This window comes from Amycolatopsis sp. NPDC045836 (assembly GCF_056431745.1).
In genome coordinates this window covers 122,279-145,654 of sequence record NZ_JBWKKF010000007.1, presented here as the reverse complement: position 1 = coordinate 145,654, position 23,376 = coordinate 122,279, and the positions used below count along the sequence as shown (strand labels likewise).

Below are 23,376 nucleotides of genomic sequence, written 5' to 3'. Positions count from 1 at the left end.
CCGAGAAATGGGAGTGCGGACGTGACGAATCCCTTCGACGACCAGGACGGGACCTTCCTGACGCTGGTCAACGCCGAGGAGCAGTACAGCATCTGGCCGGTGTTCGCCGAGGTGCCCGCGGGCTGGACCGTGGCGCACGGCGAGTGCACGCGGGAGCAGGCACTGGCCTACGTGGCCGCGAACTGGACCGACCTGCGCCCGAAGAGCCTGCGGGACGCGGGCTGATGCGCGCCGGGGCGGAACTCGCGATCGAGGCCGAGGGCCTGCGCAAGAGCTACGGGCAGCACCAGGCGCTGTGCGGGGTCGACCTGTCCGTGCGGGCGGGCACCGTGCTCGGCCTGCTCGGCCCGAACGGCGCGGGCAAGACCACCACCGTGCGGGTGCTGGCCACCCTGCTGCGGCCGGACGGCGGCCGGGCCAGGGTGGCCGGGTACGACGTGCTCGCCGAGGCCAAGCAGGTGCAGCGGCGGATCGGGCTGGCCGGGCAGTACGCCGCGGTGGACGAACTGCTCACCGGGCGGCAGAACCTGGTGCTGCTGGGCACCCTGCTGCACCTGGGCCGCCGGGGGGCCAGGGCGCGGGCGGCGGAACTGCTGGAGCGGTTCGGCCTCGGCGCCGCGGCCGACCGGCCGGTGCAGACCTACTCCGGTGGCCTGCGGCGGCGCCTGGACCTGGCGACCTGCCTGCTGGCCCGGCCGCCGGTGCTCTTCCTCGACGAGCCGACCACCGGGCTGGACCCGGCCAGCAGGCTGACCCTGTGGACCATCGTCCGCGAGCTGGTCGACGAGGGCGTCACCGTGCTGCTGACCACGCAGTACCTGGAGGAGGCCGACTTCCTCGCCGACCACATCGTGGTGATCGACACCGGCAAGGTGATCGCCGAGGGCACCGCCGACGAGCTCAAGCGGAAGGTGGGCCAGGAACGGCTGGAGGTCTCGGTGACCGGTGGCCTGGCCGAGGCGGTCACCGCGCTGTCCCGGATCACCGCGGTCCCGCCGGTGGTGGACGAGCGCAAGCGGAGCGTCGCGATCGAACTGCACGACAACGCCACCGGGATCGCCGCCGCGGCCACCGCGCTGCGCGAGGCCGGGGTGGAGTTCAGCGATTTCGCGCTGCGCCGCCCGACCCTGGACGAGGTCTTCCTCGACCTGACCGGGAGCGCGCCCGCGGAGTGATCCGCCGCCACCAGCTCAGCTGCCCGCCCAGCGACAGCAGTGCGGGCAGCACCAGGATCCGGACCAGCACCGCGTCCACCAGCAGGGCGGCCGCGGTGCTCCAGCCGAACGCCCGGAACTGCCCGGTGCCCGCCAGCCCGAAGGCCACGCACGCCCCGCACGCGACCACCACCGCCCCGCCGACCGCGCTCGCGCCGCGGCGGACGCCACCGGTGGTCGCGTGCCGTGCGGACACCCCGGTCAGCGCCTCGCTGCGGAAGCGGTGCAGCAGGTAGACGTGGATGTCGGTGGACGGCCCGGACAGCACCACCAGCAGCACCACCGGCGCCCAGTCGGGCACCTGGGCCACCTGGGTGGCCAGCAGGCCCAGCGCCACCAGCGCGGAGAGCACGCCGAGCAGCACGCTGGCCAGCGCCACCAGGATCGGCCGGAACGCGATCAGCAGCACCACCACGGTCAGCGCCAGCATCAGCACCAGCGCCAGCACGGCGTCCCCGCGCAGGTAGGGCGGTTTCTCGTGGCCCGCGGTCCGGGTCAGGCAGTGCAGCAGCCCGGTCAGCGCCAGCAGCGTGAGCACCGGGGCCACCAGCCGCGGTGAACCCGACCGGATCCGCCGCAGCGGGGCGGGCCACCACCCGCGGGAGCGGCGGCGGGGCGCCGACACCGGCAGCAGGGCGAGCAACGACGGCAGCAGGGTGAGCGCGGCGGTGGTGGACACGGCCACCACCACGATCGCGCCGAACGCCACCGGCGCCAGCGTGGCGTCGCCGACCAGCCACAGCCCGGTCATCGAAACCAGCACGGCGATCCCGGAGACCAGTGCGGTGCGGCCCGCGGTCGCGGCCACCACCTGCGCGGTGTCCGGGACGTCCCGCCCGTCGGCCGCCGCTTCCTGGTGCCGCCGCACGGAGAACAGCACGTGGTCGGCCGAGACCACCACCCCCAGCAGCACCACCACGTCACAGGCGAGGTGGGAGGTCGGCAGGGCGGGGGAGAGGGCGGCGACCAGGCCGAGCGCGGTGCCGAGCACCGAACCGAGGAACAACGCGGCGGCCAGCACCAGCATCGCCGACCGGAGTACCACGGTCAGCAGCACCAGCACCACCGGCGCGCCGAGCGCGAGCACCCTGGCCGGATCGGTGGCCACCACGGCGGGCAGGGCGGTGCCGGGCCCGACGGTGAGCCCGGAACCCGCGCCGGCGAGCGCGGTGACCGCCAGGAAGCCCAGCCAGGCCGTCAGCACCCCGCCCGCCCGGCCGGCGCACCACCGGGCCAGCCAGGCGGTGAGCGGGATCTGCTCGGGGATTTCCAAGACCGCTCCCTCGTCCGGTGCCGCGGCGGATGGGCGGCAGGGGAACCCGACGGTGCTCAGAATGTCGTACCGTGACCGCCCGCACACGGGCCGTGGCACCCCGGTTCGGGGTGGTGTTAGCCCCCGAATCCACTGCCGTTGACCGGAAACAGGAGCGATCCCTTCGGCTCCAGCACGTCTTCGCCGTAGAGGTCGGCGGCCCACTGGTCGTGGTAGACCGTGTCGAGGTACCGGTCGCCGAGATCGGGGGCGATCGCCACGGCGGTGGTGCCGGGGCCGGGGCGGTGCTCGGCGAACCAGTTCAGCGCTCCGCTGACCACGGTGCCGGTGGAGCCGCCGAAGACAAAACCCAGGCGCGCCAGGCGCCGGCAGGTGCGCACCGTGTCGGCTTCGGCCACGTGCACCACTTCGTCCACAAAGGACACGTCGAGCAGCGGCGGGCGGACACCGGTGCCGAGGCCGGGGATCATCCGCGGCCCCGGCGGGGTGCCGAAGGTGACCGAGCCGACCGAATCGACCGCCACCAGCCGCGTGCCCGGCTGGTGCTCGGCCAGGTACCGCGCGCAGCCCATCAGCGTGCCGGTGGTGCCGGCCCCGATGAACACCACGTCCGCGGCGGGGAAGCAGCGCGCGATCTCCGGCCCGGTGGTCCGGTAGTGCGCCCGCCAGTTGCCCGGATTGGCGTACTGGTTGAGCCAGACGTAACCCTCGTGGCCGGCGCAGAGCTGTTCCACCCTGGCGATCCGGGCGCCGAGCAGCCCGCGCTCCGGATGCGGTTCGGTGACCACCTGCACGGAAGCGCCGAGGGTCTGCATCAGCTGGCGGGCCCCGAGCGTGCACCGCGAGTCGGTGACGCAGACGAACCCGTAGCCGCGGGCGGCGGCCACCAGGCTCAGCGCCACGCCGAGGTTTCCGGAGCTGCTCTCCACCAGGGTCGAGCCCGGCCCCAGCTCACCCCGGCGCTCGGCGGCGGCCACCATCTCGGCGGCCGCCTTGAGCTTGATCGATCCGGCGAAGTTGAACCCCTCGCACTTGAGGAACAGGGGCCGGCCGGCGAATCCGGTGAGGTCGACGAAGAGGTCGCCGACGTTGAACTCCTCCGGCGTGCTGATGATCACCGCTGGCCGTACCGGTCGAGTTCGAAGAAGAAGTCGGCGATCGTGCGCAGCTCCCCCGAGGCGCGCAGCGCGTCCAGCACGTGCCTGCCCACGGCGAGGTCGAGCACGCCGAGGCCGAACGGGGAGAACACCAGCGGCCGGTCCGCGGGCGGGGTGAACCGCCCGGTCAGCACGTCGTACAGGGTGCCGGAGAGGAACTCGCGCCCGCCGGTGGCCTGCTCGGCCAGGTGCACCGAGGTGTTCGCCTTCAGGCAGTGGTCCACGTCGTCGACCACGTTGACCGAACCGAGCACCACCTCGGTGGACAGGTCCCGCAGCGAAACGTGCAGCACCAGCGGGTTGTGGTCGAACAGCGCGGGGTCGTGGACGTGCGGTTCCCCGGCGACGGTGGCGAAGACCACCAGATCGCTCGCTCGGATCAGCTCCCCGGCGGTGCCGTGCGTGGTGACCCGGTCCTGGCCGGAAGCGGCCAGGTGGTCGCGGAAACCGGCGGCGTGCTCGGCGCTGAGGTCGAACACCCCGGCGGCGTCGAACGCCCAGCCCGTGCCCGCCAGGAAGGTGTGCACGTACCGGGCGATCAGGCCGGTGCCGACGAAACCGATCCGCGCCGGGCGGCCCCGGTCGCGGCTGAGCCGGTCCGCGGCGAGCGCGGCGGAAGCGGCGGTCCTGGTGGCGCTGATGATGGAGCTCTCCAGGCAGGCCAGCGGATAACCGGTCGCCGGATCGTTGAGCACCAGCACCGCCGACGCGCGGGGCAGGCCCGAGGCGACGTTGCCGGGGAAACTGGAGATCCACTTCATGCCGTCCACCCCGCGCTCGCCGCCGAGCGAGGCGGGCAGGGCGATGATCCGGTCGGACGGGCGGTCGGGGAACCGGAGGAAGTACGACGGCGGGTTCACCGTGTGGCCCTCGCCGTGCAGCCGGTAGGCCGACTCCACCAGTTCCACCAGCAGCTTCTCCTGGCCCGCGAGCACTTCGTGGACCTGGGCCCCCGACACCACCGCGAACTCCGGCACCGAGTCGATCTTGTTCATCTGAGTAACTCCTGTGTCTTCCGCCCCGCCTCCGGCGGGGCGGCGAGGTCGCTTCTGAGCCGGTCACCGGAGCGACCTCGCAGTGGCTACGTGCGGAAATCGGGTCAGGGGGTCTGCAGGGTGGCCAGCCGGGTGGTGATCCGGGTGTCCAGCTCGTCGAGTTCGGCTTCCGAAGCGGCGATGAGCAAGCCGTAGAGGCGCCCGGCGAACGGTTCCCCGCCGGCCGCGGCGTTCACCGTGGCGAAGTTGTTCACCAGCAGGCCGCTGCCGCCACCGTCGAAGACCAGGTCGCCGAGCGCGGCCCGCAGCCGGTCGAACGGCAGCGGCGCGGCCAGCTTCAGCGGGTAGTGCCTGGCCATGGCGAACTGGCCGTCGCCGACGAACCGCTCCTGCAACCCCACCTGGTAGGTGGACATGTTGTTGCGGGCGTTGATCTCCAGCACCGGGAACAACCGGCCGTCCGGTTCCACCAGCGCGTCGACCCCGACCACGCCGTAGTACCCGTCCTGGGCCAGCCGCGTGCCGAGCAGGCAGGCGGCGTCCTCGATGACCCGCAGCTGCCGCTCGTCCAGCCGCGCCGGCATCCGGTGTCCCTTGTGGACACCGTTCTCGGTGATCGCCTCCTTGACGAAGTCGAACCGGGTCCGCCCGTCCCGGCCGACGGTGAACTGGTAGTTCAGGTCGGCCTTCTTCGCCACCCACCGCTCGATGACGAAGGCGATCCGGTCCCGCCCGGCCCGCCGGGCGGTGGTCTCGATCATCCGGTGCAGCCGGTCCAGCCGCCGCTGCCCGGTGACCACGGAGATGCCCTTGCCGGACACGCCGAACGCCTCCTTGACCACCAGCTGCTGCCCGGTCTCGAGCACCGGGGCCGCCTCGGCCACCGCGGCGGCGAGCTGGTCGAGCGTGTCGCAGGCCCAGCCACCCGGCTGCCGGAGCCCGAGTTCGTCGGCGACGCGGCGGCTGTAGACCTTGCTGTTGACGGCCTTGCACAACGCGGCCGGGGGAGCGGCGAGCGGCACGCCCGTGCGCGCGGCCAGCTCCTCCTCCACAGCGGACACACCGTGGGCGAGCAGGTGCGCGCCACCGGTGGCCAGCTCGGCCAGTTCGGCCACCAGCCCCGGATCGGCCAGCGCGTCCTCGGTGACGTTGCGGCCCGGCCGCGACCCCGCCGGGACGTGCACCTCCGGCAGGTCGAGGCCGAGGTCGGCCAGGTAGCGGTGGTACGCCGGGTCCGGGGCGTTCTTCAGCACCACGTGATCGCCCTTGCCGCCGAGCAGCAGCGCGAACTCGTCCATGCTGTTGACCACCGCGGTGCCACCGGCGGCGGACACCCTCGGCAGGCCCTGTTCGCCGGCCGCCCAGCGCTCCTCCACCTCGAAGTTGCCGAGGAAGACGAGCGGTGGTTCGGCGGTACCGAGCACGGCGGTCTTGAGCCGGGGGATGAAGCCGGGGATTCCAGTGTCCATTTCGGCCTTTCGCGACGGGGCGGCGGGCCGTCAGACGACCAGGCCGCCGTTGATCTCGAACACGCTTCCGGTGATGTAGGCGGCTTGCCCGGAAACCAGGAAGGACACCAGGCCGGCGACCTCCTCGGCCTGCCCGAACCGGCGCAGCGGAATGGTCTTCAGCAGCTTTTCCCTGGCCGGTACGGACATCTGCCCGATCATGTCGGTGTCGATCAGCCCCGGTGCCACCGCGTTGACCCGCACGCCGAACCGGCCGACCTCCTTGGCCAGCGCCCTGGTGAAGCCGATGACCCCGCTCTTGGACGCCGAGTAGTTGGTCTGCGCCGGGTTCCCGTGCACCCCGGAAACCGAGGACAGGGTGACCACGCTGCCCGCCCGCTGCTTGATCATCCGGAACACCGCCGGGCGGCACACGTGGTACACCCCGTCCAGGTTGGTCCGCAGCACCTGCGACCAGTCCTGCTCCGGCATCAGCGCCAGCGAACCGTCCCTGGTGATGCCCGCGGAGGTGACCACCGCGTCCGGCGGCCCGAGTTCGCCGGCGGTCCGGTCGATCCAGGCGGTCACGGCGGTGTGCTCGGTGACGTCGACGCGGGTGGCCACCGCGTGGCCGCCGAGCTCACGCACCTCCTTGACCAGCGTTTCGGCCGCGGTCTCGTCGCCGCGGTAGCAGAACGCCACGTCGAAACCGTCCTGCGCCAGCCGCCGCACCACGGCGCGGCCGATCCCGCGGGACCCGCCGCTGACCAGTGCGACGGTCACCGGTTGCCCTCCCCGAGCCGGAACAACGCGCACGCCACCGAACCGTCGTCGTCGGCGGCGGTCACCACGGCGTGGTCCCGTCCTCCGCGATCGACGCCCTCGGCCACGCTCAGCACGGCGGCGAGCTGGAACAACGCCGTCGCCGACGAGGTGTCGCCGATCAGCCCGGTCGACGGCACGCGGTCCACCGCTTCGTCGCCGAAGACCTCCCGCAGGACCGCCGATTCGACCGCGTTCCCGTTGGTGTCGGGGAAATCGCCGCCGGTGGCGGCCCACACCCGGTCGGCGCCGACGCCGGCGCGGTGGAGCACCGCCCGCACCGCCGTGGTGAGCGTGCCGGGCAGGTAGCCGTCCAGGCACACCCGGGAGTCCGAACCGGCCGGGGTGGCCAGCACCCGCCGCCCGGCAGGCACCCGGTCGGCCGGCTCGACCAGGAACATCGCGCAGCCCTCACCCATCGCCACGGCCGGGCCGCCACGCCGGTGGTGCTCCAGCCACGACCGGGCGGCCGAGTACTCCTCGGCGGCCCCGCAGAGCACCTGCGTGGCGCGGCCGGTGCGGAGCAGGCGCCGGGCGTAGTCCAGTGCCTGCAACCCGGTGGTCCGCCCGGCTGCGATGGTGGCGTTCGGGCCCTTGAGCCCGTGCCAGATGGCGGCCTGCCCGGCGGCGCAGTTCATCACGCAGCCCGGCACGGCGGCGGGTTCGACGTGATCGGGCTTGTCCCCGGTCAGCGACGCGCCGGTCAGGTTCATCATGCTCTGCGCGCTGCCGGTGGTGGTGCCGAGCACGAAGGCGATGTCGTCGCGGTCCGCGCCGGGCGGCACGCCGAGATCGGCCAGCAGGTGCCGCGCCGCGGCCACGGTCAGCCCGCTCACCCGGTTCATCGCCCGGGTCCCCTTGGGGCCGAGGAACTCCCGCGGTTCGAACCCGGGCACGGTGCCCGCCGCGGTTTCGGGTACCCGCGACCACCGCGCGGGATCGGGCGGGGCGGTGGCGACCCGCCGGGCCCGCACGCCCTCGGCGAAGGAGTCGCGGTCGAAGCCGAACGGGGAGATCGCCGTCCACGCCGAGATGACCGGTGCGGTGCTCGTGCTCATGCCGCCACCGCCGCCGGGTCGTGGCGGCCGAAGAGCACCACCGAGTTGTTGCCGCCGAAGGCCCAGCCGTTGTTCTGCACGATCCGCAGGTCGGCCTCCACCGAGGTGTTGGGCACGCAGTCGATGGCGCACTCCGGATCGGTTTCCACGTGGTTGATGGTGGGCGGGATGAACCGCTCGGTGATCGCCACCGAGCAGCCGATCGCGGCGAGCGCGCTGGCCGCGCCCATCGAGTGCCCGAGCATCGACTTCATCGACACCACCCGGGGCGGGTGGTCGCCGAACAGGTCGCGGATGGCGGCGGTCTCGGTGGCGTCGTTCGCCCTGGTCCCGGTGCCGTGCGCGGAGATCAGGTCCACCTCGCCGGGCTTGACCCCGGCGTTGGCCAGCGCGAGTTCCATGCACCGGGCGATGCCGCCCTGGTGCGGGGCGACCGGGTGGTGCGCGTCGCAGGACAGGCCGTACCCGAGCACCTCGGCGTAGATCCGGGCACCGCGGGCGGTCGCCGACTCCAGGCTCTCCAGCAGCAGGATGCCGGCGCCCTCACCGGTGAGGATGCCCATCCGGTCGCGGTCGAACGGGCGGCAGCAGTCCGGGGCGATGCTGCGCAGCCGGTAGAAGGAGGTGAAGGTCTTGCGGCACACCGCGTCCGCGCCACCGCAGAGGGCGTAGTCGGCGTCCCCGGAGCGGATCGCGTCGAACGAGTTGCCGATGGCGTAGTTGCCCGCCGAGCACGCGGTGACGATCGACGCGGTCTCCACATTGGACAGTTCGAGTTCGCGGGCGATCGAGGTGGCCAGCCTGCCCGCCGAGATCCGGCGCGCCAGGCGCGGGCTCATCGACTCCGGGCCGCCCTCGAGCTCCATGGTGACCAGCTGGTCCAGCTCGTGGGATTCGCCGTCCGTGCTGCCCACCGAGATCAGGCAGCGGGCCTCGGCCAGCGCCTCCTGGGCCAGCCCGGAGTCGGCCAGCGCCAGCCGGGCCGCGGCGGTGGAGAACCGGCTGGCCCGGCCGAGCTCCTCGACGTCGAGCTGCCGGATCCAGCGCTCCGGCTGGAAATCGGTGACCTCGCACCCGTTGGTGTGCTCGAAGCCGGTGGTGTCGAACACGCTGATCGGCCGGACGTTGCTGCGCCCGGCCCGCAGGGCGGCGGCGAACTCGGTGACGCCGGTGCCGATGCTGGAGACCACCCCGAGCCCGGTGACCACCACCCGGCGGCCGGGATCGGCTGGCTGGGAGGACATGGCGGCCTACCAGCCAGCGGATTCGGCGACGACCGCGTACACGTTGCGCAGGTCGCTCATCCGCGAGAACTGCGCCTGGTCGATGGTGACGCCGAAGGAGCGCTCCAGCGCGGCGAGCACGTCCATCAGCGCCAGCGAGTCGGCCTCGTGCTCGTCGACGAACGAGCTGGTTTCGGTCAGCTCGCCGGGTTCGAGTTCCAGGTGCTCGCAGACGATCGCCCGGATCTGGTCCATACGTTCGGAGACTGCCGTCGTCATCAGGGCTCCCGGTGAGAAAGTGTTCGCTGGCAAGGAAAATGCGATTGACGCAGGTCGGAAGCTATGCGGCGCCGGTGACAGGCGCCTGACCGGCCGCTGACAGGCGGGCGCCGTCGGTGAGTTGTCAGCATCCGGTCAACCACATCGGTCACGCTGGGCGCATGAGCCAGGACGTGCCGAAGCCGCCGCGTGCCCCGGAGCCCGCGGACGAAAACGGTGCTGCGTGCCCGGGAGCGGGGCAGGCAGCACCGTCAGGGGTACCGTCGGAGGTGCCGGGGGATCAGTCGAGCACGCGGTCCTGCACCAGGATGGCCTGGTAGAGCTGGCGCATGGTGCGGCCGGGTTCCAGGCCCAGCTCGTTGCCCAGCCAGCCGCGGGTGCGGTGGAACACCGACACCGCCTCGCTCTGCCTGCCGGTGCGGTAGAGCGCGAGCATCAGGTGTTCGCTGAGCCGTTCCCGGCCCGGGTTCTCGGTGACCAGCTGCTTGAGTTCGTGCACCACCCCGCGTTCGTCGCCGACCGCCAGGCGGGCCCCGATCAGGTCCTCCTGCACGGTGAGCCGCCGTTCGTCGAGGTGCGCGGCGGCCGAGCGGCACCGGGCGCCGTCGAGCACGTCGAGCAGGGCGCCGCCGCGCCAGAGCAGCAGGGCTTCGCGGAGCAGTTCGATCGCCTCGTGCGGGGTGGAGTCCACCAGCCCGGCTCCCCGCCGGGACAGGACCAGGAACCGGTGGGTGTCCACCGACTCCGGTGGCACGTCCAGCAGGTAGCCGCTGCTGACCGTGCGGACCAGTTCCTCCCCGGGCCGGCCGGTGACCGATTCGAGCAGTTTGCGCAACCGGGCGATGTTCGCCTGCAGCGCGTTCCGGGAGTTGGCGATCGAGGCGTCGGCCCACAGCTCGTCGGAGAGCTGCTCCAGGGAGAGCGCTTTCCCGGGGGACAGCGCCAGCAGGGCCAGCACCGTGCGGACCTTCCGCGAACCAACTCCGTATCTTCGCCCGCCGTGCGTCAGCGACAGCGAGCCGAGCAGGTCGATTTCCATTCGGTTGTTCCCCCATCGTCAGCGGGGGCGGCAGTGCGCCCGCCAACCACCCGCCAGCTTGAAAATTAGACAAGATGGTGGCAGGCGGAATTAAACCGAGGTACCTCCATTCGGACCAAATGGGCGCCTACCTGCGGGTAGGCGGGATTGGTTCCGTTGCTTGGCGTGCCATGTCCTGGAATGGCTCAGTTTTGAGATGAATGGGTGGTAGTAGTGCCCCCGATGGAGGTGGTGCTAGACCTACCATGGTCGATTCGCCGTCTTTATGGCCTGGTCAACCGGTTTAGGTTGCGGTGGGCCGGGGCGGGGAAAACCCGAACAATCGCGGTGCTGCCGGTCAATGGTGTTGGCGGAGCGGGCGGGTGTGGTCTGGTGGAGGGGCCGTTCGCGCGACGTGTAAAAGTGCGGGAGGAACACTTTGCGTATGTCTTTTGTCGAAGCAGTGCGGCCGATCCCGGTCGCCGGGGGATCCGCGCCGCTCAGTGGGACGAATCGGCGGCGGCCGATGGTGCACCGAGACCCGCGCACCGAATGTTTCGCTCGCCGAGTTGGTCAGCGCGATTACCCGGGCGGACCCCGGCAGTGCTCGGTGACCACCCGCCGCCGGAGCGGGAAAAAAGGTGACCACCGCCGGGCGGTGTCCGATCGGGGAAGCTGGTTCCGACGTCTCGGTGGTGGCGTCTCCGGCCACCACGGGAGGAAGGAAGCGGATGAAGTACGTGATCTTGGTGTACGGCTCCCAGCGGGACCACGACGCGATGGCCGGTGAGGGGGCGGCGATCGGTGCCTTCCTGGCCGGGTTCAACGAGGAACTGCGGCGGTCCGGCGAGTTCGTCGAGGCGCAGGGGCTCACCCGGCCCGCGGTGGCCAGGCGGGTCGAGCTGAAGGCGGGGGTGCCGGTGGTGACCGACGGGCCGTTCGCCGAAACGCAGGAGGTGCTGGCCGGTTACTGGGTGGTCGACTGCGCTTCGCTGGACCGGGCCACGGAGATCGCCGTGCGGCTGGGCGGCGGGCCCGGCCCGGATTCGGTGCTCGACGTCCGCGCCATCGACGGTTTGCCCGAAATCGACCTGACCCCGGCCTGCGACAGGATGGCGGAGCTGATCCGGAGCACCCGCGACGACCAGCTGAGCGGGCCGACACCCTGCGACGAGTACGACGTGGCCGCGCTCGTCGAGCACGTCGACCAGGTGGTCCGGGGGTTCGCCGCCCTGCCCGGCGGGACCGGGGAGGAGCCGTCCGCCTGCTTCGAAGACGGCTGGCGGCACGTGCTCGCCCGGCAGCTCACCGCGCTGGGCCGGGCGTGGAGCGACCCGGCGGCCTGGCGCGGGACGACCGGGCTGGCGGGGCTGGACCTGCCCGACCGCGCCTGGGGCCGGATCGTGCTGACCGAACTGGTGGTGCACGGCTGGGACCTGGCCGTGGCCACCGGCGTGCCGTTCGACCTGCCCGGCCCGACGCTGCGTGCCTGCCTCGAGCACGTGATCGAGTTCGTGCCCAGCGCCCCGGTACCGGCCCTGTGGGGACCCGCGATCGACGTGCCCGAGACCGCCCCGATGCTCGACCGCATCCTGGGCGCCACCGGCCGGAAGCCGTGAGCACCGGGCCAGCCGGGCCCGCAGCGCGGTCGTTCCGGCCTCGGAAAAACCGTTGCCGAGGAGGAACGCCTGGCCAGTGCGATGATCGTCGAGGTCGGCGAAGCCTCCGAACCGACCGCCACCGAACCGAGCGCCCTCCTCGGCCACCGGCTGCGCCCCTTACTCGTTCAGGGGTACCACGTCCAGGTGCTTTCCGGCCGCGCCCGCCCGGGCCTTCCGCACTGTGGAGGTGGCACACCGCCGAACCGGGAGGGGAACAACCATGCGGGTCGTACTGAGCGTGCTGGTGGCCGGACTGCTGATCGCCACGGCACCAGCCGCGTCAGCCGCGACCGGCGAGGCGGAGCGCCAGAGCCACGGCACGGACGTGCGGTACTCCGTCGACCCGGAGCCCCAGCACTGCCTACCCGGCCGGGCACGGCAACAACCCCAGTTGTGGGGCGAGCAGCGCGATGCCCGCCCCACGGCCGGGATCACTGGTTGAACGAAGGCCGACCCCGGTTCCCGGACGAGGTCGCCGGTGGCGGAGCCGGTGGTGGTGCCGCCGGAAAGGGTGGCGCTGCCGCGTGCTCCGCCCTGCGCCAGGAGGCCGGCCCCGTTGTTCGGCCTGTCGATCCGCACGCCGGTGAGCGAAGCGCCGGGTACCGCGCCGCCGCCGCAGCGGTACAGCGCGTTGTCCGCCGGCACGGTCTGCCCCGAGGACGGCAGCGGGTCGTGGTCGGTGGCCAGCGTGATGCCCGGGGAGTTCGCCGTGTCGTGCACCAGGTTGCGTTCCGCCCGGTTGCCGTAGCCGCCGAAGATGGCGATCCCGTTGGCGCGCCGCGGCAACTGGACGGTGTTGTTGACGAAGTGGTTGTCGTGCGCGATGTCCACCGCCGGGTCCTTGACGTACTTGTTGGCCCACACCGCGAGCGCGTCGTCACCGGTGGGCCGGGACGAGGAGCCCACCACCTTCGAGGTGCACGGTGAACGGGGCCACGGGCGGTGGTGCCTGCGGTGCAGCGACGGCTTGGGCGGCCCCGATTTCGACGACCTCGTGGTCCGGGTGGAGCTGCTGACTTTCGGAACCCTTCTTGCCGCAAGGTACTTTGCAGCGGAGGAATCGCCAGCGCGCCGACGACACCTGAGCGCGAAGTCGTCGGCGCGGCTGGTCAGGGCGGTGGCAACGGGTCGACCACGAACTCCTGGTCAGCCTGCCCCGTGCAGGCCCCGTGCCGTGCTTCGGGCGGTCAGGCGGAGCCCGGCTTTCGCTGCAGTCGTTCCTCGGCAACCTGGGTACCGCCTGCGTGCTGCTGGGCCGTTACGCGGAAGGGGCCAGACCAGTGAAGCGGCCGAACTGCACCGGCACCTGAACGACGAATACGGCGCGGCGAACTCACTGGGCACCCACGCGGTCGCCTGCCGCCGGTTCCGCCGGTTCCGGCAAGCCGCCGACCACGGCCGTGAAGCCCTGCTGCTGTGCCGCCGACTGGGGTTGCGGTCCCTGGAGGTCGGCACGCTCGGGGAGCTGGCGGTCACCCACGCCGGGAACGGGACGAGCGGGCGGCCAGGACGGACTCGGCCGCCGCCTCGGCCCTGATCGACGTACTGGGCGGCCCCGGCTCGACCGGTGGCCTGCTCAACGACCTCGGTGCCGCACCGCGGCTGCTCGGCGAACCGGGGGCGGCGCTGGCGCGGCACCTCGCCGCCCTCGAAGCCGCCCTCGAAGCCGCCGGCGATCCGTACCAGCTGGCCAGGGCGGACTGGGGAGCGGCGCTCACGCTGGGCACCGGCGAGCGCGCCGACGAGCACCGCGAACAGGCGCGCGGTCCTGTTCGACCGCCTCGGCGTGCCCGCCGGAGCACGGGCCTGAGGGTTGACGTACCCCCATCTGGGGTACCCGGAGTTCATCGTCAAGCAGGTGGCGACCCTCCATCCCGGTGAGAGGCAGCCATGCCATGGACATCGAATTCGACCCCGCCGCGGCACGCGGGCTGTCCCGGTACGTGCTCGAAGTGGCTGTCGGGCTCGGCCTGGGCAGCGGCAGCTTCTTCGTGCAGCTGGATTCGCCCGCCCACGCCTACTTGGCCATCGAGGCGCGGCTGAGCCAGTACCCGGACCGCGACCTCGCCCTGCTCTGGCACGAGGAACACGGCTGGGCGCTGGCCGTGGAGACCGCCTCGGAAGACCTGGTCGTGCTGCGCTACCTGGGCGGCGACGTGCTGCCGGGACCCGCCGCGGTCGCGCGGTTCGCCTGCCTGCCGCCCGGCGCACGCCTGGCGCCCCCGCCGGAACCACCGGTGCTGCGGCGGGCCGGTGACCCCGACGACCTGATCCGCCGGCTCGCCGGCCTGGTCACGGCCTAGCACCCGGGCGACCACCTCGCGGACCGGCGTCGGCGGGGCCAACCCGTCACAGCTCCGGCAGTGGCGGGCCCGGTGTGCGGGCGAGCACCGCGGCAGTGGCGACCAGGTCCCAGCCGGCGGCGTACTGGTTGCCGGTTTCGTGGTGCGGGGCGTGGTGTTCGTAGCGGTCGAGCAGCTCCCGCACGGAGTCGAACACGTCCCGGTGCGGGTGGTCCGGCCGGACCCCGCAGCAGAGCCTGGCGGCGTCGAGCATCTGACCGGGGGTTTCGCCGCGTTTGGTGGCTTCCACGGCGGCCGCGAGGTAGACGTAGACGCGTTCCAGGAGCGGGTCCGGCGGCGGTACGCGGCCCGGGGCCGGGCCCAGGTCGGCCGGTTCGGCGCGGTCGACCAGCCGCCGGGCCTGGGCCCCGAGGATGCCCGTGACCTGCGCCGGGTCCAGGCCGACGTACTGCGCGCACCGGGCGGTGGCGTGCGCACCCCAGGTCGGCGTCGAGTAGGGCACGTCGCTGCCGAAGAGGACCTGGCCGGGTGGCACCGTGCCGAGGGCCGTGACCAGGTCGGTGGGGCTCCACCACGACGTGTCGAAGAACAGGTTGGCGATCGAGCGCCCGGACAGCCACGCGAGGTCGGTGAGCCCGGCGTGGGCCAGGATGACCCGCGCCCCGGGGAAGCGGCCGAGAACGGCGAGCAGCTTCTCCCCGAAGGCGTCGAGCTCCGGGCCCGCGTGCACCACCACCGGCAGGCGGAGGTCGTCCGCCAGGCCGAACACGCCGGTGAGCTGGTCGTCGTCGAGGTCGAACTTGTCACTGGCCGGGTGGAGCTTGATGCCCGCCGCGCCCGCGGCCACGCAGCGGCGCGCTTCACCGGCCGGATCGTCGCCCGGCGCGACGCGGCAGAACGCGACCAGCCGCGAGCCCGCCCGCGACGCGGCTTCCAGCACCGCGTCGTTGGCCTGGCGGTAACCGCCCGGCTCGGTCAGCGGGAACACCGCCGCGTCGGCGTCCACTGAGGACAGTGCCGCGCGCAGCTGCCCGACCGTGGCCGAGAAACCGCTGGGGTCGTGCGTGCCCACGTGGGTGTGCACGTCGAACAGCGGTCCCCCGGCGCCGAGCGCCAGCCACCACGGCCGCACCAGGTCATCGGCGTACATCCGGCCGGTCACCTCCGGTGCTGGTCATTGCCGGTAGTTCTCCACGGTGTACGCGTCACGCAGCCCGGCCGCGTCCGGGTCCTGGCCCGCTTCCCGCCGCGCCTGCCGTTGCCGCAGCAGGTCCCAGTAGCGGTCGAGCTGCACCTCGATGGCGCGGAGCCGTTTCCGCTCCTCGTCGGTCGCCTCGCGGCCGATGTGGTCGCGTTCGATCCGGTGCTCTTCGTCGATGAGCCGGGTGATCCGGTCGGTGAGGTCGTCGTCGGACATGTTTCCTCCTACCGGATTTCCGTGGCGCCACCCGCGGCCGGGGGAGCGTAGGTGCCGTACAGGGCCGGGTCCGGCGCCGGGGCGCTGCCGGGACCGCCTTCCGGTGCCGGTTTCATCAGGTATTCGAGGCCCTCCGCGCCGAAGCTCCAGCCGCCCTTGGCGCCGTCCGGGCCGTCCGAGAGGTGCCAGACCGTGTTGTTGTGCTCCTGGTTCTCCTCGTCGAACAACGCGGTCGGAGCCAGTGAGCTTTCCAGGCCGTCGTCTTTCAGTTCCTCGATCGCGGCGAGCCATTGCTTCTGGTGCACGGTGTCGCGGGCGAGGTTGAACTTCAGCATTTCCTTCACGCCGGGGTCGTCGGTCATGTTGTACAACCGCGCGGTCTGCAACCGCCCCTGCGCCTCGGCCGCCACGTTGGCCCGGAAGTCGGCCAGCAGGTTGCCGCTGGCCACGACGTAGGAACCGATCCACGGGACTCCCTGGGCGTTGTTCGGCAGGGCTCCGCCACCGGCGACGATGGCTTGCTGCGGGTCCATGCCGCCGATCACCGCGGCCATCACCGGATCCTTGACCGCTTCGGCGGTCACCGTCGCCGGCGCCCCCTCGAGCAGGCGGGCCACCATGGTCGCGAGCATCTCCACGTGCCCGATCTCCTCGGTGGCGGTGTCCATGATCAGGTCCTTGTACTTGCCCTCCATGCGGCAGTTCCACCCCTGGAACAGGTACTGCATGGTCACCGTCATCTCACCGTAAGCACCACCGATGAGCTCCTGCAGCTTGCGCGCGTACACCGGATCGGGCTTCTCCGGCTTGGCCTCGAACTGCAGCGATTTCGTATGCCGGAACACCTGGACAACCTCCTGGGTAGGAACGGATCAACCGCCGACGTGCTCGACCGAGTCGTCGACGTCGACCGGGATTTCGCCGACCATCGGGCACACCCGCACGGCTTCGGCGGTGATCTGGTCGCGCAGCTTCTCGTCGGAGACACCGGGCAGCATCATCGAGACGGTGGCGTGCAGGCCGTACCGCCGCTCGCCGTCGTGGGTCAGGGTGACCCTGGCGGTGACCGCGCTTTCGGCCATCTCCGCGTCGGCGGAGGTGGCCACCAGCGCCAGTGACTGGTGCAGGCAGGTGGCCAGCGCGGCGGCGTACAACCGTTCCGGGTTGAGCCGGTCCGGTTCGGTGCCGACGCGGTAACCCATGTCGTCCCGTCCGTCCACGCGCACCGCGCCGCGGCTGGACGTCGCCTCGGCGGTCTGGATTCGCTCGGTCATGGCATCCCCGTTCGTTTCGCTCACCTCGGCTTCCCCGCTGATCCGGCGGCAAACAGTTCGGAGGAGTGGGGTTGGGGCGGCCGGTGCCGGGTAGCCGGGTGCGCATGGACGGAGCACAGCGACGCGACGAAGACACCGACCTGCAGGAGGACGCGGCCAGCCGGACCGCCATGTCGGAGGACGACACCGGCCCCCCGCGCGAGCCCGAAGCGCAACCGGGCCGGGCGGCGGTCTCGAACCGGCCGGAGAAGGCCCAGCCCACCGGCAACGTCGGATTGAGCGACTACCCGCCAACCGGCCCCGGTTCCGGCGACTGACCACCCGATAGGGGGCGGGCGAACCAGCCCGGCGCGCGGTTTGCCCCCGCTGCCTCGAGCTGTGGCCGCCGCCGTCGAGGCCGGCCGCCACCGGAGCCGGGTGCCTGTGGCACAGTGCTCTGCATGGGCACGGAGGACTGGCTGGCGGCGTGGTGCCTGGACCACCTGGGCAGCCCGCCCGCGGCCGTGTTGTTCCGGCACCGGTCGATGTCGGCGGTGTTCGGCCTCCGGCTGGCCACGGGCACCGAGGTGGTGGTCAAGGCCCGCCCCGACGACGGCCGGGCGGTGTCGTGCGTCGAGGCTCAGGCGGGGCTGGCCGAGCGCGGATTCCCTTGCGCCCGCCCGCTCACGAAGGTGACCGGGGTGGGTTCGCTGGCCGTGCACGCCGAGGAGTTCCGCCCCGGCGGCACGATGCTGCCCGGCGATTCCCCGGCGGTGGCCGTGCGTTACGCGGAGGTCTTCGCCCGGTCGGTGACCGCACTGGCCGGCCTCGCCGTGCCGCCACCGCTGCCGAATCCGCGCTGGGTGCGGTGGGACCACGACGATCCCGGGCTCTGGCCGTCGATCGAATCGCTCGACGAACGGGACCAGGGCCTGGTGCCCGCACACGTGGTGGAGACGGCCGAACGCGCCCGCCGCCGCTTGCTGGCGGCCGACCTGCCCCGCGTGCTGGGCCACGCCGACTTCGAAGCGCAGAACCTCCGGTGGGCAGGCGGGCGGATCCAGGCGGTGCACGACTGGGACAGCCTGGCCTGGCAACCGGAAGCCGCACTGGCCGGCGCCGCGAGCGCGGTGTTCCCCAAGCTGGGACCGGCCCTGCTGCCGCCGATCGAGAGCACCGAAGCGTTCCTGACCGCCTACCAGGCCACGCGGGGCCGCCGGTTCACCGAGGAGGAGCAGCAGATCGCGTGGGCGGCGAGCCTGTGGCCGGTGGCCCACGACGTCCGCTGCGAATCGTTGCACGGCTACACCGCGGTGTCCGGCGGAGCGCTCTGGACCCAGGCGGCCGAACGCCTGCGCCGAGCGGGCGCCTGATCACGAACGGCGGAGGTCTTCACCCAGACACGCGCGGGTGCTGAGGACGGGGGTGTCGACGAGGTAGCCGAACAGTTCGTCCGGCGGCGAGCCGGGCAGGGCCGCCGCCGTGTTGCTCGCCGTGTTCAGGTCCCGGGTGCTGAGCATCGGCGGCACGGTCTACTCCGTGCAGTACTTCCAGAACTCGCTGCACCTGAGCCCGGCCTGGACCGGGTTGCTGCTCGCACCGGTGTTCGCCGCGCGGGTCACCGCGGGAATGCTGGGCGGCAAGCTGCTGAGCCGGTTCCCCACCGGACACGTGATCGCCGCCGGTTGCGCCCGTGCTCGGCCTCCTCTACCAGACCGAACTCGGCGACGCGCTGGCCGGCGGCCGGGTCGCCGAGGAGGCCGTCGCCGCCGCGGGCGCCGCGGTGCTGCTCGGCGCCGCGGCGCTCGCGCTCGGCCCGATCGTGGCGGCGCTCGTCCTGATCAGGAAACCGGAAGCCGCCGGAACGCGTTCGGCCCGACGTCGGCCGGGCCGAGCGGTCCGCGGGTGACCGCGGCGGACGAGTGCTCGTCGGCGCCGGTGTCGGCCACGCCCACGCGCGCTTGGCCGTCCATGTCGTCGGTGGGGGAGGGGTGGCCGGGCGCACCGGCGTCCACCGCGGGGCTCCCCGCGGTCAGCCGGTACAGCAGGCCGTCGTGGACCAGCCGCGGATCGGCTTCCCGGATGGCCTCCCCGGGTTCGGCGACGCCGACGGTGGCGGTGCCGGTGGGCCAGGCGAGGTTCCCGGCGTAGGTCAGGTTCACCGGTTCCTTGAGTTCGTTGAACAGCTTGCCCCGGCTGCCGGCGACCACGTTGTTCGCCACCACCGAATCGACCGGGGCGTACTGGTAGTTCGCGCCGATCTCGATGTTGGACACGTTGTTCACGAAGGTGTTGTGCACCACCGTTGCCCGGTACACGCGCCAATGGGCCTTGAGCGCGCCCGAGGTGTCCACGTCGCCGCCGTCGAGCTGCAGCGCGGCGTCATAACCCGTGCCCGTCAGACCTTCGAAATAATTGTTGTAGATCTTGTGGTCCTGGCCGTAGAGCCGGATCCCGCCGGTTCCCGGCTTGCCGCCGCCGAGGAAGAAGTTGCCGTAGAAGGCGCCGCGATTGCCGTGGCGGTGCGAAAGGGTGCCCTGCGAGGTGAGGAAGGTGTTGTAGCGAACGGTGTTTTCGTTGCTCTTGACGGAAACGATCTCCGGGTCGCCGTCGCAGTCCTCGAACAGGTTCGATTCGACCACGGTGTGCCCGCTCGACTGCGAAAGCCCGCTCAAGCCGACCCGGATCGCTTCCATTTCGTTCTCGGCCCGCGGGCCGGTGTCTCGGAAGTGGTTGTGATCGATGAGGTCGTGCTGGGACTGCTGGGTCGCCGAGCCCTCGATGGCGATGAAATTGCCCAGCTGGCGCTTTTCCTCGAACAGATTGTGGTCGATCCGGTTGTGGTGACTGCCCGCCCCCTGCACCAGCACCCAGTGGAGGAACGACGGCTCGGTGAGGCGGAAGTGGTTGCGCGTCAGCCGCACGTGGTGCGAGCTGGTCAGCTTGAGCGTGTCGCTGCCGGTCCACCGGAGCCCGTCGATGACCACGTGCGAGGAGTTCAGCACCTCCAGCTGCCCGCCGTCGACCACGGCCCGCCCGCGGTTGGCCGCCACGACGGTGATGGGCTTGCGCGCGGTGCCGTTCTTGCCGCTCAGCGCGCCGATGCGGTAGTCGCCGTCGGCCAGCACGATGCGGTCGCCCGCCCGGGCGCCGGTGAACGCGCTGGACAACTGCGCCGAGTCCGCCACGGTGACGGTGCGCCCCGGCCTGCCTTCGGCGACACCGGTAACGCTGGTCAGCAGCACGCACGCCAGGAGAACGGGGAGGGTCCGGTTCATGGCGGCAGCCTAGGAACGGTGCCGGGGAGGGGTCCCCGCCGAGCGTGGTCGCCCTCCCGGTCAGGCAGGCAGATTTCCGGCGGCCACCGTCGCCAGGCTCGTCGCCTGGGGGCAGTATTCGAGGCCCGGCCGGTCGCCGCGCACGGTGAGCACCAGCACGTCGAGGTGGGCCCGCGGCGGCTGGTCCCCCGGCCGGTGGGGCACGCTGACCGTGCAGCTGGTGTTCGTGTCCAGCTGGACGTACCCGGGGTGCCCGGCCAGATCGACCAGTTCCCCCTTGACCGCCTCCTGCGCCGGGTGCTGGTCGTAACGCAGGTTGAGACCGGGGCCGCCGAGCGTGTTGAACCACTTGCACGCCCAGTTCCCGAACACGTTCACCCTGGTGCTGGTGTCCACCGCGGTCAGGGTGGCGAGCGCCTTGTCGTCCAGCAGCGCGCAGGCGTCGACGTGGGCGAGGGAACCGGCCGGGAACGGGGTGGCGCGCCGGGGGATCGGCCCGTCGCGGAGCACCGCCAGCACGGTGTCCGTGGCGGCCCCGGCCACCGCGCACAACTCCAGCGGCGGGTTCACCAGCTTCGCCGTCACCCGGACGGCATAGGCGTCGTCCACCACCACGGTGCGGTCGCACTCGCTGTTCAGCTGAGCTCCCTCGAGCACCTCCAGCGGCTCGCCCCGCACGGTCCCCGACGCCCGGGTGATCAACTGGACCTCGACGTCCACCGGTGCTTTCGCGCCGACGTCGACCAGGGCGTCACAGCGGTTGAAGTTGCCGTAGGTGGGCACCAGCCGGGTGGGGCCGAACTGGCGCAACCGCTGCTCGTCGAGCAGGGCGCACGGGTCGGCGGTGCGCTCGTCGCCGACCAGGTCACCGGTGGCCGCCCGCGGTTGCTCCTCCGGCGCCACCTGCGGCCGGAAGAACACCGCGACGCCGAGTGCCACGACGAGCACGACCACCGCGGCGGGCAGCGCGGAGCGGCGCCAGTACGGCACCCGGTCCGGGCGCTCGGCCGCGGGCACCGGTGGTTCCCAGTCGCTGACCAGGTCTTCGAGGCGGGAGCGGACCTCGTCGGCGGTCGGCCGCTTGCCCGGCTGCGACCGCAGCATGTCCGCCAGCAGCGGGGCGAGCGGGCCCGCCCGGCGCATCGGCAGGGTTTCGCCGCGGCGAGCGCGTTTCAGCACCTCGTTCGCGTCGCCCCGGCCGAACGGTGGTGTGCCCTCGACCGCGGCGAACAGCGTGGCACCGAGCGAGAAGACGTCCGAGGCCCGGCTGGCCGGATAACCGTTCGCCACCTCGGGGGAGACGTACGCGGGGGTGCCGCTGACCCGGCCGTCGTCGGTGCGGGTCACCGCACGCCAGATGGAGATGCCGAAGTCGGTCAGCTTGGCGAGACCGTCCTCGGTGACCAGGATGTTGCCCGGCTTCACATCGCGGTGCACGATCTTCTCCGCGTGCACCGCGGCCAGCGCACCGGCGATCTGCAGGCCGATCCGCGCCACCCGCTCCGGCGGCAGCGGCCCGTGCGCGGCCAGCGTCTTGTCCAGGCTTTCCGCCGGCAGGTACTCCATCACCAGCCAGCAGCCGTCGGCGTCGACGGCGTCGAAGATCGAGATCGCGTTCGGGTGGTGCACCTGCGCGGCGTTCTCGGCTTCGCGGCGGAACTGCGCGCGGTCGGTGCCGTCCGCCGCCGCGTGCGACCGCTTGAGCGCCACCCGGCGTTTGAGCTTCTGGTCGTAGGCGCTCCAGACGACGCCGCCGGACCCCGAGCCGCAGGCGTCCTCCAGTTCGTACCGCCCGTCGACCACGTAGCCCGTGCGCACGAGAAGTAGTTTAGTGACCGCGTTCAGTCGCGTCACGGCGTCTCCGGTGTCAGTCCCAGGACAGGGTGTCGAGCAGGGCCAGGTCCGGGGGCACGAGCGTGGTGGTCAGCACCAGTTCACGCAGCAGGTTGTTGTTGAGCGTGTTGCCGACCGGCTCGCCGACCTCCTCCCGGAGCAGCCCGGGCACGCCGTTGGCGGACAACCGGGCCCGCACGTCGGCGACCACGTGCTCGACCCGCTTGACGCTCCAGTTCGAGTCCGGTTGCAGTTCGGCCAGCATCATCGCGGCCTGCTGGCGGGACACCGGCTGCGGATTGGCCTCGTGCAGCAGGTAGCGCTGGCCCAGCACGACCAGCACCAGGCGCTCGTCGGGGGTGAGCCGCCAGCGCGTCGGTGGCTGGGTGACCGAGTCGGGCCGCGGTGCGACCTGGGCTTCGTGGTCGTCGGCGACGTAGAGTTCGAGCAGGTGCTCGCGGTCGCGTGAGCCGGGGACGAACAGCGGCGTGTAACCGCGGGGCAGCGGCACGGATTCCTCGTCGCGGAACAACCACCGGGCCTTGGGCAGCCGGATCGGCAACCGCCCGGTGTTCGCCACCCACCAGTGGCCACCGCGGTGGGTGAGCAGGCCGTGCTGGCGGCTGACCCGCGGATCGGTCTCACCGACGCACAGGTCGACGTTCGGGCGGTTGCGCCCGAACCGGATCGACCGCCCCTCCGCGGGGTCGACGTGCAGCCGCCCGGTCAGCGTGCGGGCGACGATGGCCCCGGGGGCGGCGTGCGGCACACCGCGGGCCAGGCTTTCCTGGTTCATCGGGCTCCTTCGGCTCCCCGACAGTGTGCCGACCGCGCCGGGGACCAGTCCCCACGCCGGACAGTCGGGTTTCCCGAGCCCGCTTCGCCCCCGGCCCCGCGCAACCAGCCGTCGCCGGGGCAGAGCTCGGGGACGACCTCCAGTGAGGGCACGTTCGTGCTGCCAGGAGGTGGCTATGACCAGCCGTTCCGGTTCGACCACGAAAACCCCGCGGACTTCCCCGCCGACGGTCGCGAGCTGTACGTGCGGTACCACGCGTCGGCGAACACCGAGAGCTACGCTCCCTCGGAGGTCCTGACCGGGAAGCTGGTGAACATCCTGTCCGGGAAGGACGGCAGGCAGGCAGGC

The 23,376-nt window shown here is 72.2% G+C and carries 25 protein-coding genes; 7 read left to right on the top strand and 18 right to left on the bottom strand.

Annotated elements, in window-relative coordinates; genetic code table 11:
• Positions 1 to 21: 21 nt before the first annotated feature.
• Together AC07EG_RS15035 and AC07EG_RS15030 are read left to right on the top strand one after the other, a co-directional pair.
• The gene (locus AC07EG_RS15035) at positions 22 to 225 is read left to right on the top strand and encodes an MbtH family protein (protein ID WP_478253665.1); all 204 of its coding nucleotides are present in this window, start codon (positions 22 to 24) and stop codon (positions 223 to 225) included.
• Positions 225 to 1,175: an ATP-binding cassette domain-containing protein gene (locus AC07EG_RS15030; protein WP_478253664.1), complete on the top strand. Its 951-nt coding sequence runs from the start codon at positions 225 to 227 to the stop codon at positions 1,173 to 1,175. Before AC07EG_RS15035 ends, AC07EG_RS15030 begins: the two co-directional genes overlap by 1 nt.
• Here AC07EG_RS15030 and AC07EG_RS15025 read toward each other — a convergent pair.
• The 9 genes from AC07EG_RS15025 to AC07EG_RS14985 all read right to left on the bottom strand — a co-directional run bounded on the left by AC07EG_RS15025 (position 1,099) and on the right by AC07EG_RS14985 (position 10,508).
• Positions 1,099 to 2,487, bottom strand: coding sequence for an MMPL family transporter (locus AC07EG_RS15025; protein ID WP_478253663.1), 1,389 nt, complete (start codon positions 2,485 to 2,487; stop codon positions 1,099 to 1,101). The two genes, AC07EG_RS15030 and AC07EG_RS15025, sit on opposite strands and share 77 nt — an antisense overlap.
• 116 nt (positions 2,488 to 2,603) lie before the next feature.
• The gene (gene sbnA / locus AC07EG_RS15020) at positions 2,604 to 3,605 is read right to left on the bottom strand and encodes a 2,3-diaminopropionate biosynthesis protein SbnA (RefSeq protein ID WP_478253662.1); all 1,002 of its coding nucleotides are present in this window, start codon (positions 3,603 to 3,605) and stop codon (positions 2,604 to 2,606) included.
• A complete protein-coding gene (gene sbnB, locus AC07EG_RS15015) occupies positions 3,602 to 4,639 on the bottom strand; it encodes a 2,3-diaminopropionate biosynthesis protein SbnB (protein ID WP_478253661.1) in 1,038 nt (345 codons plus the stop codon). Before sbnB ends, sbnA begins: the two co-directional genes overlap by 4 nt.
• 104 nt (positions 4,640 to 4,743) lie before the next feature.
• The gene (locus AC07EG_RS15010) at positions 4,744 to 6,108 is read right to left on the bottom strand and encodes a preATP grasp domain-containing protein (RefSeq protein ID WP_478253660.1); all 1,365 of its coding nucleotides are present in this window, start codon (positions 6,106 to 6,108) and stop codon (positions 4,744 to 4,746) included.
• Positions 6,109 to 6,138: 30 nt separating this feature from the next.
• Positions 6,139 to 6,870, bottom strand: a complete 732-nt coding sequence (gene fabG, locus AC07EG_RS15005; protein WP_478253659.1) for a 3-oxoacyl-ACP reductase FabG — start codon at positions 6,868 to 6,870, stop codon at positions 6,139 to 6,141.
• On the bottom strand, positions 6,867 to 7,967 hold the full coding sequence (locus AC07EG_RS15000; RefSeq protein ID WP_478253658.1) for a beta-ketoacyl synthase N-terminal-like domain-containing protein: 1,101 nt from the start codon (positions 7,965 to 7,967) through the stop codon (positions 6,867 to 6,869). The genes fabG and AC07EG_RS15000 overlap by 4 nt, the downstream gene beginning before the upstream one ends.
• Positions 7,964 to 9,211: a beta-ketoacyl-[acyl-carrier-protein] synthase family protein gene (locus tag AC07EG_RS14995; protein WP_478253657.1), complete on the bottom strand. Its 1,248-nt coding sequence runs from the start codon at positions 9,209 to 9,211 to the stop codon at positions 7,964 to 7,966. The genes AC07EG_RS15000 and AC07EG_RS14995 overlap by 4 nt, the downstream gene beginning before the upstream one ends.
• Before the next feature lie 6 nt (positions 9,212 to 9,217).
• Positions 9,218 to 9,469 (bottom strand): acyl carrier protein, encoded by a 252-nt coding sequence (locus AC07EG_RS14990; RefSeq protein ID WP_478253656.1) that lies wholly within the window; start codon positions 9,467 to 9,469, stop codon positions 9,218 to 9,220.
• Positions 9,470 to 9,749: 280 nt separating this feature from the next.
• On the bottom strand, positions 9,750 to 10,508 hold the full coding sequence (locus AC07EG_RS14985) for an AfsR/SARP family transcriptional regulator (RefSeq protein ID WP_478253655.1): 759 nt from the start codon (positions 10,506 to 10,508) through the stop codon (positions 9,750 to 9,752).
• Between the two features lie 710 nt (positions 10,509 to 11,218).
• Between AC07EG_RS14985 and AC07EG_RS14980 the strand changes: the two genes are divergently transcribed.
• Positions 11,219 to 12,106, top strand: a complete 888-nt coding sequence (locus AC07EG_RS14980) for a TIGR03086 family metal-binding protein (RefSeq protein ID WP_478253654.1) — start codon at positions 11,219 to 11,221, stop codon at positions 12,104 to 12,106.
• A 159-nt stretch (positions 12,107 to 12,265) separates the two neighbouring features.
• Here AC07EG_RS14980 and AC07EG_RS14975 read toward each other — a convergent pair whose 3' ends face one another.
• Positions 12,266 to 13,054 carry a hypothetical protein gene (locus AC07EG_RS14975; RefSeq protein ID WP_478253653.1) on the bottom strand — a complete coding sequence of 263 codons (789 nt, stop codon included), beginning with the start codon at positions 13,052 to 13,054 and terminating at the stop codon, positions 12,266 to 12,268.
• A 989-nt stretch (positions 13,055 to 14,043) separates the two neighbouring features.
• Here AC07EG_RS14975 and AC07EG_RS14970 point away from each other — a divergent pair.
• Complete coding sequence (locus tag AC07EG_RS14970; RefSeq protein ID WP_478253652.1) at positions 14,044 to 14,451, top strand: DUF6292 family protein; 408 nt, start codon at positions 14,044 to 14,046, stop codon at positions 14,449 to 14,451.
• Between the two features lie 46 nt (positions 14,452 to 14,497).
• On the opposite strand, the gene AC07EG_RS14965 is transcribed toward AC07EG_RS14970, so the two are convergent.
• The 4 genes from AC07EG_RS14965 to AC07EG_RS14950 are packed head-to-tail and all read right to left on the bottom strand — an operon-like array spanning position 14,498 to position 17,142.
• Positions 14,498 to 15,601: an amidohydrolase family protein gene (locus AC07EG_RS14965; RefSeq protein WP_478253651.1), complete on the bottom strand. Its 1,104-nt coding sequence runs from the start codon at positions 15,599 to 15,601 to the stop codon at positions 14,498 to 14,500.
• 24 nt (positions 15,602 to 15,625) lie between these two features.
• Positions 15,626 to 15,868, bottom strand: coding sequence for a DUF2630 family protein (locus AC07EG_RS14960; protein ID WP_478253650.1), 243 nt, complete (start codon positions 15,866 to 15,868; stop codon positions 15,626 to 15,628).
• An 8-nt stretch (positions 15,869 to 15,876) separates the two neighbouring features.
• A complete protein-coding gene (locus AC07EG_RS14955) occupies positions 15,877 to 16,713 on the bottom strand; it encodes a manganese catalase (protein WP_478253649.1) in 837 nt (278 codons plus the stop codon).
• A gap of 27 nt (positions 16,714 to 16,740) precedes the next feature.
• Entirely contained in the window at positions 16,741 to 17,142 is a 402-nt protein-coding gene (locus AC07EG_RS14950) for an OsmC family protein (protein WP_478253648.1), read from the bottom strand.
• Positions 17,143 to 17,246: 104 nt separating this feature from the next.
• Here AC07EG_RS14950 and AC07EG_RS14945 point away from each other — a divergent pair, with 104 nt between their 5' ends.
• Both AC07EG_RS14945 and AC07EG_RS14940 read left to right on the top strand, forming a co-directional pair.
• Entirely contained in the window at positions 17,247 to 17,459 is a 213-nt protein-coding gene (locus tag AC07EG_RS14945; RefSeq protein WP_478253647.1) for a hypothetical protein, read from the top strand.
• Between the two features lie 123 nt (positions 17,460 to 17,582).
• Entirely contained in the window at positions 17,583 to 18,494 is a 912-nt protein-coding gene (locus AC07EG_RS14940; RefSeq protein ID WP_478253646.1) for a phosphotransferase, read from the top strand.
• Here the strand turns inward: AC07EG_RS14940 and AC07EG_RS14935 are convergent, their stop codons facing one another.
• The gene (locus AC07EG_RS14935) at positions 18,495 to 18,641 is read right to left on the bottom strand and encodes a hypothetical protein (RefSeq protein WP_478253645.1); all 147 of its coding nucleotides are present in this window, start codon (positions 18,639 to 18,641) and stop codon (positions 18,495 to 18,497) included.
• 173 nt (positions 18,642 to 18,814) lie between these two features.
• Between AC07EG_RS14935 and AC07EG_RS14930 the strand changes: the two genes are divergently transcribed.
• On the top strand, positions 18,815 to 19,030 hold the full coding sequence (locus AC07EG_RS14930; RefSeq protein WP_478253644.1) for a hypothetical protein: 216 nt from the start codon (positions 18,815 to 18,817) through the stop codon (positions 19,028 to 19,030).
• Here AC07EG_RS14930 and AC07EG_RS14925 read toward each other — a convergent pair.
• From AC07EG_RS14925 to AC07EG_RS14915, 3 genes are read right to left on the bottom strand one after another with little or no spacing between them, the layout of a single operon-like run.
• The gene (locus AC07EG_RS14925; RefSeq protein WP_478253643.1) at positions 18,963 to 20,399 is read right to left on the bottom strand and encodes a polysaccharide lyase 6 family protein; all 1,437 of its coding nucleotides are present in this window, start codon (positions 20,397 to 20,399) and stop codon (positions 18,963 to 18,965) included. The two genes, AC07EG_RS14930 and AC07EG_RS14925, sit on opposite strands and share 68 nt — an antisense overlap.
• Positions 20,400 to 20,459: 60 nt before the next feature.
• Positions 20,460 to 22,217 (bottom strand): serine/threonine-protein kinase, encoded by a 1,758-nt coding sequence (locus tag AC07EG_RS14920; protein ID WP_478253642.1) that lies wholly within the window; start codon positions 22,215 to 22,217, stop codon positions 20,460 to 20,462.
• A gap of 49 nt (positions 22,218 to 22,266) precedes the next feature.
• Positions 22,267 to 23,028 carry an FHA domain-containing protein gene (locus AC07EG_RS14915; RefSeq protein WP_478253641.1) on the bottom strand — a complete coding sequence of 254 codons (762 nt, stop codon included), beginning with the start codon at positions 23,026 to 23,028 and terminating at the stop codon, positions 22,267 to 22,269.
• Positions 23,029 to 23,376 lie beyond the last annotated feature (348 nt).